We start from the raw sequence: 18,775 nt of genomic DNA, 5'->3' as shown, positions 1-18,775 counted from the left end.
GCGATGATCATCCTGCGTAAACCGCTTAACCGCCGTACTTTGTTGCGCGGCGCTGGCACGGCCATGGCGCTGCCATTTCTGGAAGCAATGATGCCATCTGCCAAAGCCGCCGATGTCGCGGCCCGGCCCAAAAGGCTCCAGATATTCTATTCGCCCAATGGCATGATGATGGACCAGTTCATGCCATCATCGCAGGGGCCTGGCTTCATCCTGCCACCTACGCTGGAGCCGCTGGCGCCGCACCGCGCGCAGATCAGCATTATCACCGGCCTTGGCCATCCCAGCGCGGCGGCGATGGGGGATCGTCCGGCGGGGCATGGCCGCTCTTGCCCCGCCTTCATCACCGGCGTCCATGTGAAGCAGACCGAAGGCACCGACATACGCTGCGGCATTTCGGTCGATCAGGCCTATGCCAATCATCTGGGTGACGCGACCCAGCTGAGTTCGCTCGAACTGGGTATCGATCAGGCCAGTCTGCTGGGCAGCTGCGACATCGGCTATAGCTGCGCCTATACCAATGGCATCAGTTGGCGGAACCCCACCGTCCCGCTGCCCGTCACCGCCAATCCGCGCGACGTGTTCGAGCGACTTTTCGGCGATGGCGACGCGCTGGACGCCAAAAGCCGCCTGGCCCGGCTACGGCGGCAATCGAGCATCCTGGATTTCGTGATGGACGATAGTGCGCGCCTGAGCGGCACGCTGGGGATGGAAGATCGCCGGAAGCTCGACGAATATCTGGAAGCGACCCGCGACATTGAACGGCGCATCCAGCGCGCGATCGCGTCGGGCGGTGGCGCGCAGAGTGCTGATCTGGAACGACCGGCGGGCATTCCCGACAGTTTCGATGCGCATGTCCGCCTGATGATCGACCTACAGGTGCTGGCGATGCAGGCCGACATCACCCGCATCGGCAGTTTCATGATCGGCCGGGAACTCAGCAACCGCACCTATCCGGAAATCGGCGTGCCGGATTCCCACCATATGCTCAGCCATCATGGCAATAACCCGGAGAAAAAGGCGAAACTGGCCCGTATCAACCGGCATCATATGGAATATTTTGCCTATTATCTGGAACGGATGAAGGCGGTGAAGGACGGCGAAGGATCGCTGCTGGACCGGACGCTGGTGCTGCGCGGGTCGGCCTTTGGCGATCCCAATGAACATGACCATATGGATCTGCCCATCATTGTCGCGGGCGGGCTGGTGCCGGGCAACCGGCATGTTGTGGCGCCAAAGGGGACGACCATGTCCAATCTGCTGTTGAGCACGTTGCATGTGCTGGATGTCCCCGCGACCCGCTTTGGCGACAGCGACGGCCCGTTCAAGGCGCTGGCCAATGCTTAATCGCGCATGCCTGGGTGTCGCCCTGCTGGCGCTGATGGCGGGATGCGGCATCGCGCAGGCCCGCGCGCCGCAGAGGGATGATGGGCTGGCGCGCGCGATCATGGCAAATGACGTGGCGGCCGTTCAGGCTGCACTGGCCGACAGAGCCGACCCGAACCAGAAGCTGGCCTTCGGCGCGACGCCGCTAGGCTGGGCAGTCAACACCCAAAATCCCGCGATTGTCGCCGCGCTGCTGGCTGGCGGCGCGACCGTCGACACCGCCGATCAGGATGGCGTGACGCCGTTGGCGCTCGCCTGCGAACTGGGCGATCCGGCCATATTGGCGCAGTTGCTGGATGCGCGCGCCGATGTGCGCGGCGCACGGGCCGATGGCACAAGCGCGCTCGCCATCTGCGCCCGCTACGGTCCCGCAGAAGCCGTCGAACGCATGCTCTCCCTGGGCGCGGCCCCGGACAGTGTCGACAGCCGTGGCCAGACGCCTCTTATGTGGGCCGCCGCGGCGGGCCGGACTGAGGCGATGGCCCTGTTGCTGAAGGCTGGCGCAAACCCCAATCGCGTGTCGAAGGGTGGCTTCACGCCCCTGTTCTTCGCGATCAAGAGCGGCGTAGTCCCCGCTACGCAGATCATGCTGGCCGCCGGTGCCGACAGCGCCCATCGCGGCCCGGAAACTAGCAGCGCGGTGCAGCTTGCGCTGTACCAGAAAAATTACGGGGCCGCCGCCCTGCTTGTGCCGCATGGCGCGGACATAGTGGAGCGGGATCGGACCGGCGAGCAGTTGCTTCATGGCGCAGCGGCGGGAGGCGATGCCGAACTCATCCGATTGCTGCTGGCCAAGGGCGCTGATCCCAATGGCCTGACCGGACCCTCGCGGATCACCTGGGTGACCGAAGCCAATTTCGGCGTTCCCCCGCCGCCGGTACCACCCACGCCCCCGTTGCTGATTGCTGCCGCCAATGGCCGCAAGGATGCCATGATGCTGTTGCTGGCCGCAGGCGCCGATCCGCGCTTCGTCGCGGCGGATGGTACCAACGTCGTGCTGGCAGCGGCGCGTGGGGGCAGTGCGGCGACGCTCGACTATGCCCTGTCTCTTGCGCCGGTCGTCGATATAGCGGGGAAAGATGGCATGACCGCGCTCCACCTGCTGGTTGCCGGAGGTGTCCAGCCAGAGCTGGAAGCCATGCTGCACATTCTGGCTGCTCGCGGTGCACGCACCGACATTCCCAGCAAATATGGCAAGACCGCCGCGCAAATGGCAGACGGTGGCCTTACCGAAGTGAAGCAGATTTTTCGCGCGGTCTTTCCTGACAAGATGTCGGTGAAGATGGCGGGTGCCGCGCCGCAGACCGTTCCTGACCATTGACAGCCAAACCGCAGGGTAGAACATCGCATGACCATATCGCCGTCTTTCCGTCTCCCGACGCTCGCGTTGCTGGGGCTTCCGCTCATCATCCTGCCCATGCTGGCGCAACCGCTGACAGCCGCGCCCTCCGCAGCGCCTGCGCCCAAGGCGGCTATCGCTGCGCGCCAGGCAGGCTACAAGAAGATGGGTGCGGCGATGAAGGCGCTGAACGATCAGCTCAAGAGCGGCGTGCCGGTAAAAGCCACGATGGTTGCTGCGGCCCAGACGATCGCCGCCACGGCGCGGGAACAATCCCGGCTGTTCCCGGCAGGCAGCGGCCCGACGGCGGGCGTTTCCACCGACGCCTTGCCCAATATCTGGACCGATCGCGCGACCTTTGATGGGCAGATGGCGAAGCTGATTGCTGAATCGGGCAAGCTGGTCGGCGTCGTCAATGGCGGCAATGTCGATGCGATCCGCGCGCAGGCCAAGGCGACCGGCGGTACCTGCGCCGGCTGTCATCGCCAGTTCCGCGCGGACAATTGAGCGACTGCGCCGTGTCGACTGACGCGCCATCCCGGCGTTCGCTTGTTTGGGATATGTATATCCGGCTGTTCCACTGGTTGCTCGTCGCCCTATTGGCCTTTTCCTGGTGGAGCGGCGAACAGCATGAAATGGAATGGCACCGCCTGTCGGGCTATGCCATCCTGTTCCTGCTGATTTTTCGTATCTATTGGGGGTTTGTGGGCAGCAGCACAGCCCGCTTCAGCCAATTCGTGCGCAGTCCCCGCTCGGCCTTCACCTATCTCCAAACGCTCCGGACACGGCCCTATCGTGCCACGGCGGGTCATAATCCGGTCGGTGGCTGGAGCGTCCTGCTGATGATCGTCAGCCTGATCGCCATGGTGACGGCTGGCTTGTTCGCGGTGGATGTCGATGGCCTCGAATCAGGGCCACTCGCCGACTATGTCAGCTTCGATCAGGGGCGCCTGGCCGCTGATTTGCATGGATTGTTGTTCAACCTGCTGCTCACGCTCGTTGCGCTGCACATTGCCGCCATCCTCTATTATCTGCTGCGCCTGCGCCATAATCTGATCGGCCCGATGATCCATGGCCGCAGCACCATATATATGGAAGGCGCGGCCGATCTGCCCGTCGGATCACCGTGGAAAGCGCTTGTCGGCCTGCTCATCGCCGCTGCCTGCACCTGGGCCATCGGTTTTCGCTAAGCGGCCCGGCATCGCCTAACCCTTGCTGCGGCGCGGGCGCAGCGCGTCGCGCATGGCGATGCTGGAATTGATCCGGGTCACGCCGGGCATCCGCGACAAAATTTCGCTATGGATGCGCTCATAGGCATCCACGCTGTCCGCTTCGACACGCAGCCAATAATCGACAGCACCGGTCATCAAAAAGCATTCGCGGATTTCCGGACATTGGCGCACCGCATGTTCGAAGCGGGCAAGATGATCCTCCGTCTGTCGATCGAGCGTCACCTGGACCAGCACGTTGACCAGACTGTTTTCGTCCCGTCCGCCTGCGACCACGGTATAGCCGCGAATATAGCCCTGCGCTTCCAGCTGCCGGATGCGCCGATGGCAAGCCGAGGGCGAAAGGCCGACCTCCGCCGCAATTTCCGCATTGGATCGCCGCGCGTTCAGTTTGAGCAAGCGCAGAATCGCGCGATCCACATTATCGAAGGATATGGCCATATGTGCAAATCCATTGAAACATTGTGCGATATAGGCGCTAAATATCGAATAATCATCTGCTGATTGCGTAGATATTCGAACAAACGTGATTTATTGTACGTCGACGTAGGAAGGGGAATGGTCATGCAGCATGGAACGGCGGGACGCTTGTGCATCGACCTTGGTGCGCTGGTGGCCAATTATCAGCTGATCGCGCAGCATGTCGCGCCCGCTACCGTTTCTGGAGTGGTCAAGGCCGACGCCTATGGCCTGGGCGCCGCTCCGGTATCCGCTGCCCTGCACGCCGCAGGCTGCCGACATTTCTTCGTCGCTCATTTATGCGAAGCGGCGATCCTGAAACCACATCTGCCGATCGATACCACCCTATACATCCTCAATGGGCTGCCGCCCGGCGCGGAAGGGGATTGCGTTGCGGTTGGCGCGGTGCCCGTCCTCAATTCTCTGGAACAGATTGATAGCCGGGCCGCCTTGGCCCGCACTATGGGCCGCCCCTTGCCCGGCGTGATTCAGGTCGACAGCGGTATGGGTCGCCTCGGCCTGACCCCGGAAGAGCTGGCGATCCTGCGGATGTCGCCGGAGCGACTGGATGGTATCGACCTGCGCCTTGTCATGACGCATCTGGCCTGCGCCGATGATCCCGACGACGGGTTCAACGAGCGGCAGCGTACCGCTTTCGATGCCATCGCCCACCAGTTCCCCGGCGTCCCGCGCTCGATCGACAATTCGGGCGGCGCCATGACGCCGGGCGTAGGACATGGCGACATCGTCCGCGCCGGGATCGCCCTTTATGGCGGCGCCCCCCATGGCCAGCCCAATCCCATGCGGCCGGTCATTGCGCTGGACGCCTATATCGTTCAGCTGCGCACCCTCGAAGCAGGGGCAGGGGTCGGTTATGGTCTGACCCACCGGTTCGATCGTCCTGCGCGTGTCGCGACTATCTCCGTGGGCTATGCCGATGGCTGGCCACGTCATCTCAGCAATCGGGGTAGCGCCTGGATTGGCGGCGTGCGCGTGCCCATCGTCGGGCGGGTGTCGATGGACAGTATGGCGCTTGATGTCACGGACGTGCCAGACGCCCTGCTCCATGCCGGAGCGCCGGTCGAACTGATCGGCCCGCACCAGACCATCGACGATGTCGCGGCGCAGGCCGACACGATCAGCTACGAAATATTGACCCGGCTGGGCCAGCGCTATGCGCGGACCTATCTGCCCGCGCCGGTCGCTAATCCAGACAGGAGTATCATGGCATGAAGGTCGTTATCCTGGGTGGCGGGGTCATCGGCGTGACCTCCGCCTGGTATCTCTCGCAGGCTGGGCATGAAGTCGTATTGATCGATCGCCAGAGCAACGTGGCGCAGGAAACCAGTTTCGCCAATGCTGGCGAAATCTCGCCTGGCTACGCGTCCCCCTGGGCCGCGCCTGGCATCCCCGCCAAGGCGCTGCGCTGGCTGTTCATGCAGCACGCGCCGCTGATCCTGCGCCCCAATGTGGACATGGCCATGCTGCGCTGGATGATCGCGATGCTGGGCAATTGCAACGCCGCCGACTATCGCATCAACAAGGGGCGGATGGTGCGGCTGGCCGAATATAGCCGCGATCAGCTGATTGCCCTGCGCGCCGCCACTGGCATCAGCTATGACGAGCGCCGTCAGGGCACGCTGCAACTTTTTCGCGAACAAAAGCAACTCGACGGCATCGCCAAGGATATTGAGGTGCTGCGCGCCGATAATGTGCCTTTTGAGGTGCTGGACCGCGCCGGCTGTATCACCGCCGAACCTGGCCTTGCCGCCAGCGCGTCCTCCATCGCGGGCGGCCTGCGCCTGCCCAATGACGAGACGGGCGACTGCTTCAAATTCACCAATGCCCTCGCAGACATGGCGCGGGCGCGCGGCGTCCAGTTCCTGATGGGCCGCACCATCAAGGGGCTGGCGCGCGCAGCCGGGCGGATCACCCATGTCGTGACCGACGAAGGCGACGTCACCGGCGACGCCTATCTCGTCGCCATGGGCAGCTTCTCGCCCTTGCTCCTTGCCCCGCTCGGCATGCGGCTTCCGGTCTATCCGGTGAAGGGCTATTCGATCACCGTGCCGATCGTGCGGCCCGATGCCGCGCCTGTCTCGACCCTGCTCGATGAAAGCTACAAGGTTGCGATCACCCGGCTGGGCGACCGCATCCGCGTGGGCGGCATGGCCGAATTGTCGGGCTACACCAATGATCTGCCGCAGGCGCGCCGCGATACGCTCGACCATAGCGTCGGCACGCTGTTCCCCGGCGCGGGCGACCTCAGCCAGGCAACATTCTGGAGCGGGCTGCGACCGATGACGCCTGATTCCACCCCGGTAATCGGCGCAACGTCAATCGACAATCTCTTCCTCAACACGGGCCACGGCACGCTTGGCTGGACCATGGCCTGCGGATCGGGACAGGTCATCGCCGACCTGATCGGTGGCCAGACCCCTGCCATCGAAACCGCCGATCTGGCTCTGGCGCGTTATCGCCGCTGATTTTCAAGGAGAAGCCTCATGACCATCACCCGCATCGAAACCGGCCCGCGCATGAGCGAGGCTGTCATCCATGGCGATACCGTTTATCTGGCCGGCCAGGTTGGCGAAGGCGACAGCGTGACCGCCCAGACCCAATCTGCGCTGGCGGAAATTGAGCGTCTGCTGGCGCTGGCGGGCAGTAGCAAGGCGCATATCCTGCGCGCTACGATCTGGCTCGCCGACATGGCTGATTTTGCCGAAATGAATGCGGTATGGGACGCCTGGATCGCAGACGTTGCAGCGCCCACACGCGCGACCGGCGAAGCGAAACTGGCGACGCCCGATTACAAGGTCGAAGTAATCATTACCGCCGCGCGCGCCTGAAGCTGGCGCAGGAGATAGGCCGGGGGCCATGGCAAAGCCCCCGACATGCCTGTCAGTCCAGAGTCGATGACAAACGCGCGAAACCACGCGGTTCATGTCCCCTGGCCCGCCCGAAACCTGCGTAAAGGGGCGCAACGGCATGAAAATCGGCCAAAACTGCCCGCAAAGCCCAAGTTTGCGCAACGTGGCATATGGACCAGCGCCTCAGCCTTGGTTATGCGGGCATGGCAATAACTCCCATACGGAAGGCATTTTATGAACAATAGCGATCTGGCCGACGGCATTGCCGCGGCGAACGGCATCACCAAGGCGGATGCTCGCAAGATTGTCGACGGTGTTTTTGCCGCCATCGCCGATGCCGCTGCCAAGGGTGAAGAAGTGTCGCTCAATGGCTTCGGCAAGTTCAAGGTGAAGGATTCGCCGGCGCGCGAAGGCCGCAACCCCTCGACCGGTGCGACCATTCAGATCGCTGCGTCGAAGAAGCTCGGCTTTACCCCGGCCAAGGCGGTCAAGGACAAGCTCAACGGCTGATTGGCCGAACCGGCGTCGCTCTAACGAACGACGCCGGTTATGCATTACTTTTGTGGAAGATACACGGCCTTACGCCGCCAGTCCCAGCGCGCGCAGCAGGGCGGCGGAATCGGGTTGACGTCCGCGGAAGGCGACGAAATTGTCGATTGCCGGGCGCGATCCGCCGCGCGCCAGAACATGGTCGCGAAACAGGCCGCCCAGTGCGGCGCGATCCGCCTTATCTTCGGCAAAGGCTTCAAAGGCGTCGGCCGACAGGCGTTCGGCCCACAAATAGCTGTAATAGCCAGCGGCATAACCGCCTGCAAAAATATGGCTGAAACTGTGCGAGAAGCGATGCCATGCCGGAGGGTGGATCACTGCCACATCCTGGCGCACGGCAGCGACAATCTCTTGCACTGTCGGGCCATTCTCTTGCGCCGCCGACTGGTGCAGGCGCAGATCGAACAGGGCAAATTCGACCTGCCGCAGCAGCGCCACCGCGCCCATGAAACGCCGCGCCGCCAGCATCCTTGCGATCATGGCTTCGTCCAGTGGACGGCCGTTTTCCTCATGCGCGGACACGCGCCGCAACATTGCGGGTTCCCAGGCGAAATTCTCCATGAACTGGCTCGGCAGTTCCACCGCGTCCCATTCGACGCCGGATATGCCACCGACCGATGGCATATCCACCTGCGTCAGCAGATGATGGAGGCAATGGCCCATTTCGTGGAACAGGGTCACCATTTCCTGATGGGTCAGATGCGCCGGGCGATCCGCGCTGCCGCTGGCGAAATTGCACACCAGATAGGCGATGGGAATGTGCACCGTCTCGGCTTCGCGCAGGCGTGGGCGACACACGTCCATCCACGCTCCGCCACGCTTGCCAGCGCGAGCGAACAGATCGCAATAGAGCGCGGCTATCGGTACGCCATCGGCATCATGCACGGTGAAATAGCGCACATCATCATGCCAGACCGGCGCGCCGTCGGCCGATCGGATGTCCACCCCGTACAGTTCGGTGACCAGCGCAAAAAGGCCGTCCAATATACGCGCGAGCGGCAGATGTGCGCGAATTTCCGCCTCGTCCAGGGCATGGACCGCGCGCCGCATTCGCTCGGTCGCATAGGCGATATCCCAAGGCTCCAACTGGTCGATACCCAGCTGCGCCTGCGCGAATTTCGCCAGTTCGGTCAGCTCCCGCTCCGCATGGGGGCGGGCGCGTCGGGCAAGATCGACCAGAAATGCATCGACTTCTTCACCATCGCGCGCCATTTTGGTGGAAAGCGACAAGGCGACAGGGTCGGCATAGCCCAACAGCCCTGCCGCCGCCTGCCGCAACGCCAGCAACTGTGTAATCCGGTCGCTATTGTCGAACTGCCCGGCATGAGGCCCCTGATCGGAGGCGCGGGTGCCATAGGCTTCATAAACGGTGTGCCGTAGATCGCGATCGTCGGCAAAGCCGGTAATCGCGCGCACCGACGGCGCGTGAAGATCGATCAGCCAGCCGTCCAGGCCCTTCGCCTCCGCCGTACGGGCCATGGCGTTGCGGTCGCTTTCCGGCACGCCTGCCAGTCGGGCGGGGTCGGTGATGTGCAGCGTCCAGGCTTCGGTCGCGTCCATGACCGCATTGGCAAATTCGGTCGCCAATCGGCCCTGCGCCACGCTGTTGGCGGCAAAGGCCTCCCGCTCTGCGCCGTCCAGGCCCACGCCAGACAGCTCAAACCCTTGCAATGTCAGCGCCAGCGCGCGCGCCTGCGCTTCGTCCAGCCCGTCGCGCGGGATGGCGGCCAGCGCGTCATAGAGCGCGCGATCCTGCCCGACTTCGGCAAAATAGCTGTCGATCATCGGCTGCGCGTCGCCATGCGCCGCGCGCAGTTCGGGCGTGTTCGCGACCCCGACCAGATGGGACACGGTCTGCCATACCCGCGACAGGGCGGCATCGGCGCGATCCTTCGCCAGAAAGATCGCGTCATAGCCTTGCGCGCTGGCACAGCGCCGCATCGCCGCGCGATGATCGGTAATCGCCGTTTCGACGGCGGGCAGGATATGGTCGGGCCGAATGTCGCCAAAACGCGGGTGCAGGCCGGAATCGAGCAGGGGGTTCGTCTGTGTCATGACGCTTCTTTACACAGGGCAATATGCCCTGTCTGCCCGCATCCACTCGTTTGATCGAGGCGAACGCCCAGTCCATCCGCCGCAATATGCCGGACGCCCGAATGGGCCGTGCTCCCCTGCTTGGGCCAGCGGACTATTGGCGGTTCAGACCGGCCAGCTTTCCAGCCGCCAGGCCGAATCCCAGAACATCCACTCATATCTGGTCGCGTTGCGGAAGGCGCGGGCCATGGCGTCGCGCACCGCCGGAGTCGTGGCGGCGGCCGCTTCGTCCACCAGCGCGCGAACCCGGTCGGTCGCCGCGCCAAAACCGGGATCGGCATAGGTTTCGATCCACGGTGCATAGGGGTTGGGGCTGACGGCGCGCGGCTTGATGGCGCAGCCGACTTCCCAATAGACCCAGAAACAGGGCAGGATGCCAGCGACCAATTCCTCATAGCTGCGGGTCGCGGCCAGGCTGGCGAGATAGCTGGTGTAGCCAAGGCAGGAGGGGGTTGGCTCGGCACCCTGCGCTGTGGTTGCGCTGACGCCGAACTGAGCGAAGAAGGCCTGATGCAGCGCTTCTTCAACCTGCACCGCAACTTTCGCGCCGTCGGAAAATTCCAGCCGCCCTGCGGCACTGGGCGCGCGGGCCGCGGCGATCGCCAATGTGCGGGCATATTCAGCCAGATAGAGACTGTCCTGCACGATATAATGTTGGAAGCTGTCGCGTGGCAATGTTCCGTCTGCCAGCGCGGTCAGGAATGGATGGTCCAGGATAGCCTGCCGCAACGGGGCGGCGTCCGCCCAGATCTGATCGCAAAAGCCCATCGCCATGTCCTTCGTCAAAAGCGCACGGATGCGCTGGCGCCGAATTGGCGGCCGGTGTTGATGGTGAAACTGTCGAACGGTCCATCCGGGCCAAGGCCCAGCAGTAGCGGCAATTGCTGCTGGCCAAAAGCCGAGATCGCCCAGCGCTTGTCGAGCAGGTTCTTGGCCCAAAGGTCAAACGTCCATGCCCCGTGGCTGACGCCTATACGCCCATCGACCGAGGTGTAGCCAGGTGAATGGAGGATATTGTCGATCTCGAAATCGACGCGTGAGACATAGGCGACACTAAGCCGAACATTGACAGTCGCAGGTCCGGCCGCGCCCTGCCAGCCAATACCGCTGTTGATGGTCCAGTCCGGCGCGTTGGGGGTGCGCTTGCCGCTCATGTCCAGGATAGCGGGTTCACCCGGTTCTGGCGTGGGGTTGGGCGTGAAATAGGTGCCGGTGCGGCTGTGGGTCCAGGCCAGCCCGCCATCCAGGCTGAAGCCCGCGCCCAGCGCCGCCTGCGCCGACGCTTCGATCCCGTGGACATCGACCTGTGGCACCGACAGGACGACCGAGTTGCCCAGGAACACGGTGTTCTGGAAATTGTCATAGTCAGTGATGAAGCCCGCGAGCGACAGGCGGATACGCCCATCCGCGCTCTCACCCTTGACGCCCGCCTCGATCGAGCGGGTGGTTTCGGCCGGGAACACGGCCTGCCATACATCGGTCGGGCCGGGCAGGGGGTTGAAGCCGCCCGCCTTGAAACCGATCGCGCCGGTGACATAGGCGGTCAGATGATCGGTCGGGCGCCAGGCGAGGGACAGTTTGGGCTGCCATTTCTCGAACGTCCGGGCACGTTGCGCGACAATCGTTCCAGTGACGGTACCGACCGTATCTTCCTTGCGCCGGTCGCGGTCATAGCGCAGCGCCATCGTGGCTTCGACCTGTGGCGCAATGTCGTAGCTCGCCTGCCCGAAAACACCGATCTGGCTGGAGCGGGTTTCCGCGCGCAGCGCTTCGCTGCCGAACAGCAGCGGCCCGAAATCATCGGTCCGGTCGCGCTCCAGCCGTTGGTAGAACAGGCCTACATGCCAGCGCAGCGGCCCGTCGCCGCGTGACGTCAGCCGGGTTTCGCTGGTCCAGGCTTTTATATCAACAGGTTGGGAGATGGGTTGAATACCATCCGGGAACAATGGCGCGCCGAAAAGCGTCAATGGCTTGTCGTTGCGAAAATCCAGTTCTTCAACGAAATCTTTATGATAATCGTCATAGCCGCCAGTCCATGTGAAGAGCAGCCCGTCACCCGCTTCCTGTTCATAGCTGGCCTGCGCGCCCCACCATGTACGCGATGCCCGCCCTTCAAAATCCCCGAACGGATCGGTCAATGCCGCACCCGACAGGCGCCCGCCATAAAGGCCAGTAACATTGCCCGATGAAATATAGGCCGCCCCGCCTTCTTCATTGGCCCAGCCCAGGCGAAAGCGGAACGTCGCCGTTTCGTTCAGCGCGACCTTTGCCTTCAGGCGCAGATTGCGGCTGATGCTGCCATCGACCTTCTTGTCCAGAAAGCTGTTGCGGATGAAGCCGTCGCTGTTGCGATAGGAACCGGCCAGGCGCAATTGCACCTGTTCCGACACAGGGGCATTGACCACGCCGTCGGCGGTCCAGGTCAGGCCGTTGCCGATCCCGACGGCTGCTTCGCCGCCCCAGTCCGGGCCGGGATCGTTGGTCGTCATGGCGATGGCCCCGCCCGATGCCGACCGGCCGAACAAGGCGCCCTGCGGCCCCTTCAAAATCTCGACCCGCGCCAGATCATAGGGGCGCAGCGTGAAGAGTTCGGAATCGGGCAACGCCAATCCGTCGACGATATAGGCGATAGAGGGCGATTGGCTGCGGTTGGTGGATACGCCCCGCACGGATATGAGGTTGGTGCCCGGATCCTGATCGTTGATGATGAAGATGCCGGGCGTTGCCGCGATGAAATCGTCGATCGTGGTCAGGCGCTGCGCGGCGATGGCGGCGGGACCATAGACGGCGATCGTGTCGGGCACCCGGATTTCGGCTTCTGCGCGGCCGCGCGCGGTGACGACGATGCTGTCGTCCGCATGGGCGTAGCCTGAACCCAGTAGCAGTGCGATCGATATGGCAGGCGACATAATGGCGTAAAGACGCATATCCCTATTCCTCCGCCGGTGTGAGCCGGATCAGGTTCGCGGGTTTGCAGACTGGACGCCCCCTGCGCCCGATCCGCCTCTCAGCCCTGACAGCGCCAGGACACCCCGTGGGTTGAAACTGTCGGTGCGCCTATGGCGTCCTGCACCGGGCGTCAATCGATGGCTGAGGGTCTGGCGCATATTCATGCTGAAATGGGGTCGGTTTTCAGTCGACTATGGCGTCTGGCAAGGATCATCCGTTATCGACGCCGCAGCCCGACCTTTATTCTTCCTGTTGCTATGACCTGCGTACCGGCCCTTTTACCATCATGATGATCGCCCCGTTTCTATTGCTGGCCGCTGCGGCAGATGATGCGTTGCCGCGGCGACCCCATTCGCACATCCATGCGGCGGGAGAGATTGACGAGACGCAGGGGCCGGTGCTGCTGGAGGTCACCTATACCGGCGAAGTGATGGCCAATGTAGCGGGCGGGTTGAAGCGGCGCGCGCGCTATCTCGACAATCTCGACATAGTGCTGGAGGCTGATCTGGAGGCGACGCTGGGTTGGCGCGGGGCCGAGGCGCATGTCTATGGCCTCTACAATAATGGCGCGTCGATCTCCAACGCGGTGGGGGACGTACACGCAGTCAGTAATATCGAAACGGGCATTCAGACTATATGAAGCCTGGATCAACCAGACGATCGCGCCCGGATTGTCGCTGAAGGCAGGATTATATGATCTCAACTCGGAATTTGACGCGCTCGACGCCGCTGGCGTATTCGTCGGCAGCGCGCATGGGATCGGCAGCGATATTTCGCTGACGGGTCGCAATGGTCCGTCGATCTTCCCATCGACATCGCTGGCCGCGCGTGTCGAATGGCAGCCGGCCGAGGGCTGGGCTGTGCGCGCTGCGATATTGGACGGGGTACCGGGCGATCCCGATCATCCGGCCCGCACCGCGATCAAACTGGGTAACGGCGATGGCGCGCTGCTGATCGGTGAACTCGACGTGCCGATTGCCGGCGCGCGGCTGTTGCTGGGGCATTGGCGCTACACAGCGACGTTCGAAGCCTGGGATGGAAGCATAGGGCGGGGCAATGCCGGGGTCTATCTGCGTGGGGAAATGCCGCTGATGACCGATGGCGAGGAGAAGGTGGACGGTTTCTTCCGGCTTGGCACGTCAAGCGGGCGGTTCAACATGTTCGACCGGTTCGCCAGTCTGGGCGTAAAATGGACAGGCGCGGTGAACGGGCGGCCGGAGGACGAGCTTGGTCTGGCGGTGGTGACCGCCTCCACATCCCCTGATTATCGCCGAAGCAGCGCCGCGCAGCGCACTGAATCGGTCGCCGAAATCACCTATCGTGCGCCGCTGTCGCCATGGCTTACGGTGCAGCCCAACCTGCAATATGTCCACAATCCCGGCGCTGACCCGACCATCCGCGACGCCTGGGTCGTCGGGCTGCGCTTTGCCATTGGTTCGCGCCTGATCGACTAGGGGTGATCGCAGCCGGACTGGCCAGCGCGACGTGCGGCGGGCAGGGCGAATGTGATCAGCAGGCAAAGCGCCATCGGCAGGATAGCGAACAGGAAGAAGGGCCCCGGACCCGCGCCGTTGCCGATCAGCCAGCCACCGGCCAGCGGCCCGCCGATCGCGCCGATACGGGCGACTGCCACGCCAAAGCCAATGGCAGTGGCCAGACAATCGGGCGGAAATACGCCGGTAACGACGGCCATGATGCACAGATGGACCCCGACAATGCCGCCGCCCGCCACCAGCAGCAGCAAGTTGGTCGACAAAGTCCCGGCAGACAGGATCGCCAGCAGGGCGAAAGCCGCGATGATCGTGACATAGGCACCCGCCAGCGCCAGCACGGCATGGTTGCGATCAATCAGCCAGGCAAGCGCCAGAGCGATGACCAGTCCACCCGACTGGATGATGGTGATCGATCGTGCGGCCTGATCCAGCGTGAAGCCCGCCTGCGGCAGCAAGGTCGGCGTCCAACTGATGATAAGATAGAGGCCGAAAGCATTGATACCATAGAGTAATGCAAAAACGATCGTCGGGAACCGGAGCGGCTTGCGCAATATGCGGGCAAGCGGGCGGACGGCGCGGGCGTCAGTTCCGGGCTCTGCTTTCTTTTCCGGCGGAAATAGCAGGAACAGGGCGAGCGCAAGCAGCAATGTCGCTGCGCCCGGCAACAGGAACAGGGCGCGCCAACCGCCCAGCGCGATCAGCGGCGGCGCAATCAGGCCCGCGACGATCGCGCCAAAGGAGATGCCGAGCGATACGATCGTCAACGTGCTTGCGCGTCGCCCCGGCGGTGCCCAGATCGCAGCCAGCGCGGTGACGTTGGGCAGGCATGCGCCCAGAGCCAAGCCAGTCAGCAAGCGCCATATGATGAAGCTGGCGATGTTCGTTCCGCTGGCCGTCGCCATGGTCAGCAGGCCGATACAGATGACCGAGAAGGTGATCATCCGGCGCCGGCCGAAGCGATCCCCCAGCGGCGCCAGCAAAACCGCGCCGACGCCCAGGCCCAGCAATACCGCCGAAAGGGCAAAGCCGAAGCGGGCGGGCGGAATGTCCAGCGCCTTTGCGATATGGGGCAACGCCAGCGGCATCGCCGCCAGATCATAGCCATCGACGAACAGGACCAGCCCGCACAGGAACAGCGACAGGATCAACCGCGGGGTAAAAGATGGCGTTATGCCCATGTCCTGCGGACGGGTCATGGATCGGCGTTCCTCTCTATGGGCATTGCGCAGCGCTTATCGTAACGAATGATATAATTGGTTGGCGCCACCCCAGCCTGTCAAGCGCTAAAAAACGAGCGAACGGGTTGCGATAATAATAACGAACGTTATAGTGTGCTGCTGAAAAGGCGTAATGCGCCAGCCAGGAAGAGGATAGACCATGGTTCCCGACAACATCCATATCGCCCATCCCGACAAGCTGTTCATTGGTGGCGCATGGGTCGGATCGACGGCTGACCGGATGATCGAAATCGTTTCGCCCAATAGCGAGGCGGTTATTGCCCGCGTCGTCGATGGAACCGAAGCGGACATGGATCGCGCCGTCGCTGCCGCACGCACGGCGTTCGATGATGGCCCATGGTCCACCATGGCGCCTGCCGAGCGTGGCGCGATCGTGCGGCGGATGGGCGAAGAATTGGGCAAGCGCACGCCTGAACTGTCGGCCGCCTGGACGGCGCAGGTCGGTGGCCTCGCCAGCTTCGCGCCAATCATGACTGGCGGTGCGACCGCGACATTCATGGCGATCGCAGGCTATGCCGACAGCTTTCCCTTTGTCGAAAAACGTCCGGCGAGCCAGGTCCATACGGCGATCGTGGCGCAGGAACCCGCTGGCGTTGTCGCCGCGATCGCGCCCTGGAACGCGCCCTATGGCATCATGTCGTCCAAGGTCGCCTATGCCATGGTTGCAGGCTGCACCGTCATCATGAAGCCGTCGCCGGAGACCCCGCTGGAAGCCTATATCATAGCCGAAGCGGCGGAAGCGGCAGGGGTGCCGGCCGGCGTGGTCAATCTGGTCGCGGCGGGACGCGACGCATCCGACCATCTGGTCCGCAACCCCGGCATCGACAAGGTGACTTTCACCGGATCGACGCTGGCGGGCAAGCGGATCGGCGAGGTCTGCGCCGGGCGGGTCGCGCGCTGTACGCTGGAACTGGGCGGCAAGTCGGCAGCGATCGTGCGCGACGATTTTCCCATAGAGGTCGCCGCTGCAATTCTGGGCAACACCATCACGATCATGAGCGGACAGGTTTGCGCCATGCTGTCGCGTGCGATCGTGCCGCGCCATCGTCATGACGAACTGGCCGACGCCATTGCGAAGGTGATGCAGGGCATCCGCATCGGCCATAGCGATGCGCCCGATACACAGCTTGGCCCGGTGGCGATGAAGCGCCAGCTTGAACGGGTGGAGGAATATATCGCGCTGGGTCGCGCAAGTGCCGATCTCGTGACCGGCGGCAACCGTCCTGCCCATATGAACAGCGGCTATTTCATTGAACCCACCCTGTTCGCGAATGTGGATAACAAGAGCCGCATCGCGCAGGAGGAAATTTTCGGCCCCGTCCTGTGCCTTATTCCCGCCGATGATGAGGAGGATGCAATCCGCATCGCCAATGACAGCGCCTTTGGCCTGAATGGATCGGTGCTGACCAATGACGCCGATGCCGCCTATCGCATCGGCCGTCGCATCCGCGCAGGCGGATTTGGGCAGAATGGCATGAAGATGGAGTTCGGCCTGCCTTTTGGCGGCTTCAAGCAATCGGGGATCGGGCGCGAGGGCGGGGTGGAAGGCCTGCACGCCTATCTGGAAACCAAGACCATGTTGCTCGACGCCACGCCCAGCGGCTTTTGAGCATAATCATGCTGGATGCGCAGGGGCGGGGGCAGGGGTCCGCCTATACCGCCGCACGTATCATTTATGGGGGGTGGTTCCTGTTTTCGGGGATAGAATATTTCACCCCCTTCGATCTTCAGCCGCTGGGCAACACGCCGCTGGCGCAGGAATTCACCCTGGCGCTGATCCACAGCGGCTTGTTCGCCTGGATAAAGATCATGGAGGTGATCGTGGCGCTGCTGGTGCTGGCGAACCGCGCGGTATTGCCTGCCGCGCTGGCCAGCGTGCCGCTCAATGTCGTGATCGGTTACTGGAATTTCGTGCTGGATCCGGGCGTAGTCGAATATGCGTTCGGCATCGTCACGCTATTGCTCAACGCCATCCTGCTCTGGCCATGGCGCAGGGAATTGATCGGCCTGCTGCGTTGGTACCCTGTGATATATCGGCCATATTGCCAGTTTCGTATGCTTGGGATACTTTTTCTTCCTGTGGGATGACTCGCTGACGACCAGCTATAGCGTCGCGGTGGGCGAAGAGAGGGATGCAGGGCATGGCTCATGATGTTCTAGATCGTGTGGAGTGCGTCCGCTGAGCGCGGTCGAGCGTTTTTCCACCCGGCTGGTGCCGCCACCGCGTCGCCAGCGTTTCTGGCGAGAGGTCGTTGCCGAAGCCTTCCCCGGCATGACCGCCCACGCGCCCGAAGGCATCAAGGCGGATCTGGCGCGCTGGTCTCTGGGCGGCGTGGGGCTGGCGCGGGCGCGCAGCGAACGGGCGCAGGTCAGCCGGATCGCGACCGATGGAGAGGAACGGCATCTGCTGCTCCATCTGCTCCATCGCGGGTCGGTGACCATGTTGCACGGCGATCGCAGCAGTATTGCCCGCGTGGGCGACATCGTGATCGCCGATGACCGCCATCCCTATTCCATCGACATTTCGCAGTATAACGACTGCCTGATCCTGCAAATACCCGTTGCAATGATGGGCGATGATATTGCGGGGCGCGACTGGCATGGTTGCCTGCTGCCGTCCACCAACCCCCATGTCCTGTTCATGGCCCATATGCTCCACGGCCTGTGGTCGCAGCGCGACCAGTTTGATCATCTGGATGACGATGCCGGGATATTGCTGGCCGATGCGGCGCAGATGATGTGCCGTCGCAGCACATTGGAAAGGCCATCCATCCATCAACTGCGCTCGCCGATTGAATATGCGCTGGAACATCTGGGCAATCCCGACCTTGGCACGGCGCTGATCGGCCAGGCGCTGAACCTGTCGTCGCGCGCCGTACAGAAAAATTTCGTCCGTCAGGTCGGGCTGACGCCGACCGCCTTCATCACCGTGCGACGCCTCGAACGCGCGGCCGCGTTGCTGGCGTGCGATGATGGACGCACGATTACCGACGTTGCGTTCGAAGTCGGTTTTAACGATTCCGCCTTCTTCACCCGCTGTTTTCGCAAGCATTTTGGCGTCGCGCCGAGCCAATGGCGAAGCACCAACGGGCGTTCGCTTGCGTCCTGATCCCAGGTTCGTCTGAATCCAAGACCTTTGCCTCCATAGCGCCTATCAGGACATCAAGCCGCC

The 18,775-nt window shown here is 63.1% G+C and carries 18 protein-coding genes and 1 riboswitch; of the genes, 13 read left to right on the top strand and 5 right to left on the bottom strand.

Annotation, left to right across the window (positions count from 1 at the left end):
- Window positions 1–3: 3 nt before the first annotated feature.
- Genes SX1_RS06660 through SX1_RS06645 form a run of 4 tightly spaced genes read left to right on the top strand, consistent with a single transcriptional unit; the run spans window position 4 to window position 3,912 of the window.
- Entirely contained in the window at window positions 4–1,344 is a 1,341-nt protein-coding gene (locus SX1_RS06660; RefSeq protein ID WP_026149553.1) for a DUF1552 domain-containing protein, read from the top strand.
- On the top strand, window positions 1,337–2,704 hold the full coding sequence (locus SX1_RS06655) for a transient-receptor-potential channel family protein (RefSeq protein ID WP_019052381.1): 1,368 nt from the start codon (window positions 1,337–1,339) through the stop codon (window positions 2,702–2,704). Before SX1_RS06660 ends, SX1_RS06655 begins: the two co-directional genes overlap by 8 nt.
- 27 nt (window positions 2,705–2,731) lie before the next feature.
- Window positions 2,732–3,229 carry a c-type cytochrome gene (locus tag SX1_RS06650; RefSeq protein WP_019052380.1) on the top strand — a complete coding sequence of 166 codons (498 nt, stop codon included), beginning with the start codon at window positions 2,732–2,734 and terminating at the stop codon, window positions 3,227–3,229.
- Window positions 3,230–3,282: 53 nt separating this feature from the next.
- Window positions 3,283–3,912 carry a cytochrome b/b6 domain-containing protein gene (locus tag SX1_RS06645; RefSeq protein ID WP_019052379.1) on the top strand — a complete coding sequence of 210 codons (630 nt, stop codon included), beginning with the start codon at window positions 3,283–3,285 and terminating at the stop codon, window positions 3,910–3,912.
- 15 nt (window positions 3,913–3,927) lie between these two features.
- Here the strand turns inward: SX1_RS06645 and SX1_RS06640 are convergent, their stop codons facing one another.
- Window positions 3,928–4,392, bottom strand: coding sequence for an Lrp/AsnC family transcriptional regulator (locus SX1_RS06640; RefSeq protein ID WP_019052378.1), 465 nt, complete (start codon window positions 4,390–4,392; stop codon window positions 3,928–3,930).
- Window positions 4,393–4,509: 117 nt separating this feature from the next.
- Between SX1_RS06640 and alr the strand changes: the two genes are divergently transcribed.
- The 4 genes from alr (at window position 4,510) to SX1_RS06620 (ending at window position 7,790) form a co-directional block, all read left to right on the top strand.
- Window positions 4,510–5,643 carry an alanine racemase gene (gene alr / locus SX1_RS06635; protein WP_019052377.1) on the top strand — a complete coding sequence of 378 codons (1,134 nt, stop codon included), beginning with the start codon at window positions 4,510–4,512 and terminating at the stop codon, window positions 5,641–5,643.
- The gene (locus SX1_RS06630) at window positions 5,640–6,896 is read left to right on the top strand and encodes a D-amino acid dehydrogenase (protein WP_019052376.1); all 1,257 of its coding nucleotides are present in this window, start codon (window positions 5,640–5,642) and stop codon (window positions 6,894–6,896) included. Before alr ends, SX1_RS06630 begins: the two co-directional genes overlap by 4 nt.
- Window positions 6,897–6,914: 18 nt before the next feature.
- Entirely contained in the window at window positions 6,915–7,259 is a 345-nt protein-coding gene (locus SX1_RS06625) for a RidA family protein (RefSeq protein WP_019052375.1), read from the top strand.
- A 255-nt stretch (window positions 7,260–7,514) separates the two neighbouring features.
- Entirely contained in the window at window positions 7,515–7,790 is a 276-nt protein-coding gene (locus tag SX1_RS06620) for an HU family DNA-binding protein (protein WP_017182407.1), read from the top strand.
- 69 nt (window positions 7,791–7,859) lie between these two features.
- Here the strand turns inward: SX1_RS06620 and SX1_RS06615 are convergent, their stop codons facing one another.
- From SX1_RS06615 to SX1_RS06605, 3 genes are all read right to left on the bottom strand, one after another.
- A complete protein-coding gene (locus tag SX1_RS06615; RefSeq protein ID WP_019052374.1) occupies window positions 7,860–9,884 on the bottom strand; it encodes a M3 family metallopeptidase in 2,025 nt (674 codons plus the stop codon).
- Between the two features lie 144 nt (window positions 9,885–10,028).
- The gene (gene tenA / locus SX1_RS06610; RefSeq protein ID WP_026149552.1) at window positions 10,029–10,691 is read right to left on the bottom strand and encodes a thiaminase II; all 663 of its coding nucleotides are present in this window, start codon (window positions 10,689–10,691) and stop codon (window positions 10,029–10,031) included.
- A 14-nt stretch (window positions 10,692–10,705) separates the two neighbouring features.
- A complete protein-coding gene (locus SX1_RS06605; protein ID WP_255209711.1) occupies window positions 10,706–12,850 on the bottom strand; it encodes a TonB-dependent receptor in 2,145 nt (714 codons plus the stop codon).
- Window positions 12,841–12,968: riboswitch (TPP riboswitch) on the bottom strand. (Overlaps the previous gene by 10 nt.)
- A 190-nt stretch (window positions 12,969–13,158) precedes the next feature.
- Between SX1_RS06605 and SX1_RS24780 the strand changes: the two genes are divergently transcribed.
- Window positions 13,159–13,512, top strand: a complete 354-nt coding sequence (locus tag SX1_RS24780; RefSeq protein ID WP_255209710.1) for a carbohydrate porin — start codon at window positions 13,159–13,161, stop codon at window positions 13,510–13,512.
- Window positions 13,513–13,543: 31 nt separating this feature from the next.
- A complete protein-coding gene (locus SX1_RS24775; protein ID WP_255209709.1) occupies window positions 13,544–14,326 on the top strand; it encodes a carbohydrate porin in 783 nt (260 codons plus the stop codon).
- On the opposite strand, the gene SX1_RS06595 is transcribed toward SX1_RS24775, so the two are convergent.
- Window positions 14,323–15,561: an MFS transporter gene (locus SX1_RS06595; protein ID WP_019052371.1), complete on the bottom strand. Its 1,239-nt coding sequence runs from the start codon at window positions 15,559–15,561 to the stop codon at window positions 14,323–14,325. The two genes, SX1_RS24775 and SX1_RS06595, sit on opposite strands and share 4 nt — an antisense overlap.
- A 181-nt stretch (window positions 15,562–15,742) precedes the next feature.
- On the opposite strand from SX1_RS06595, the gene SX1_RS06590 reads away from it, so the two are divergent.
- From SX1_RS06590 to SX1_RS06580, 3 genes are all read left to right on the top strand, one after another.
- A complete protein-coding gene (locus SX1_RS06590; RefSeq protein ID WP_019052370.1) occupies window positions 15,743–17,212 on the top strand; it encodes an aldehyde dehydrogenase in 1,470 nt (489 codons plus the stop codon).
- 8 nt (window positions 17,213–17,220) lie between these two features.
- Entirely contained in the window at window positions 17,221–17,691 is a 471-nt protein-coding gene (locus tag SX1_RS06585) for a hypothetical protein (RefSeq protein ID WP_019052369.1), read from the top strand.
- Between the two features lie 82 nt (window positions 17,692–17,773).
- Window positions 17,774–18,712: an AraC family transcriptional regulator gene (locus SX1_RS06580; protein WP_019052368.1), complete on the top strand. Its 939-nt coding sequence runs from the start codon at window positions 17,774–17,776 to the stop codon at window positions 18,710–18,712.
- Window positions 18,713–18,775 lie beyond the last annotated feature (63 nt).

This window comes from Sphingobium xenophagum NBRC 107872 (assembly GCF_000367345.1).
Taxonomy (GTDB): Bacteria; Pseudomonadota; Alphaproteobacteria; order Sphingomonadales; family Sphingomonadaceae; genus Sphingobium; species Sphingobium xenophagum.
Note: the sequence above shows the minus strand (reverse complement) of the source record. Positions and strands in the feature narration are given on the sequence as shown.

Excerpts from the sequence above, each read along its gene's own strand:
- SX1_RS06615 (WP_019052374.1), bottom strand. The coding sequence starts at position 9,884 with ATGACACAGACGAACCCCCTGCTCGATTCCGGCCTGCACCCGCGTTTT.
- SX1_RS06590 (WP_019052370.1), top strand. The coding sequence starts at position 15,743 with ATGGTTCCCGACAACATCCATATCGCCCATCCCGACAAGCTGTTCATT.
- SX1_RS06655 (WP_019052381.1), top strand. The coding sequence starts at position 1,337 with ATGCTTAATCGCGCATGCCTGGGTGTCGCCCTGCTGGCGCTGATGGCG.
- SX1_RS06605 (WP_255209711.1), bottom strand. The coding sequence starts at position 12,850 with ATGCGTCTTTACGCCATTATGTCGCCTGCCATATCGATCGCACTGCTA.
- SX1_RS06585 (WP_019052369.1), top strand. The coding sequence starts at position 17,221 with ATGCTGGATGCGCAGGGGCGGGGGCAGGGGTCCGCCTATACCGCCGCA.
- SX1_RS06625 (WP_019052375.1), top strand. The coding sequence starts at position 6,915 with ATGACCATCACCCGCATCGAAACCGGCCCGCGCATGAGCGAGGCTGTC.
- SX1_RS06650 (WP_019052380.1), top strand. The coding sequence starts at position 2,732 with ATGACCATATCGCCGTCTTTCCGTCTCCCGACGCTCGCGTTGCTGGGG.
- tenA (WP_026149552.1), bottom strand. The coding sequence starts at position 10,691 with ATGGGCTTTTGCGATCAGATCTGGGCGGACGCCGCCCCGTTGCGGCAG.
- SX1_RS06595 (WP_019052371.1), bottom strand. The coding sequence starts at position 15,561 with ATGACCCGTCCGCAGGACATGGGCATAACGCCATCTTTTACCCCGCGG.
- SX1_RS06645 (WP_019052379.1), top strand. The coding sequence starts at position 3,283 with ATGTATATCCGGCTGTTCCACTGGTTGCTCGTCGCCCTATTGGCCTTT.
- SX1_RS24780 (WP_255209710.1), top strand. The coding sequence starts at position 13,159 with ATGATGATCGCCCCGTTTCTATTGCTGGCCGCTGCGGCAGATGATGCG.
- SX1_RS06620 (WP_017182407.1), top strand. The coding sequence starts at position 7,515 with ATGAACAATAGCGATCTGGCCGACGGCATTGCCGCGGCGAACGGCATC.
- SX1_RS06640 (WP_019052378.1), bottom strand. The coding sequence starts at position 4,392 with ATGGCCATATCCTTCGATAATGTGGATCGCGCGATTCTGCGCTTGCTC.
- SX1_RS06630 (WP_019052376.1), top strand. The coding sequence starts at position 5,640 with ATGAAGGTCGTTATCCTGGGTGGCGGGGTCATCGGCGTGACCTCCGCC.
- SX1_RS06660 (WP_026149553.1), top strand. The coding sequence starts at position 4 with ATGATCATCCTGCGTAAACCGCTTAACCGCCGTACTTTGTTGCGCGGC.
- alr (WP_019052377.1), top strand. The coding sequence starts at position 4,510 with ATGGTCATGCAGCATGGAACGGCGGGACGCTTGTGCATCGACCTTGGT.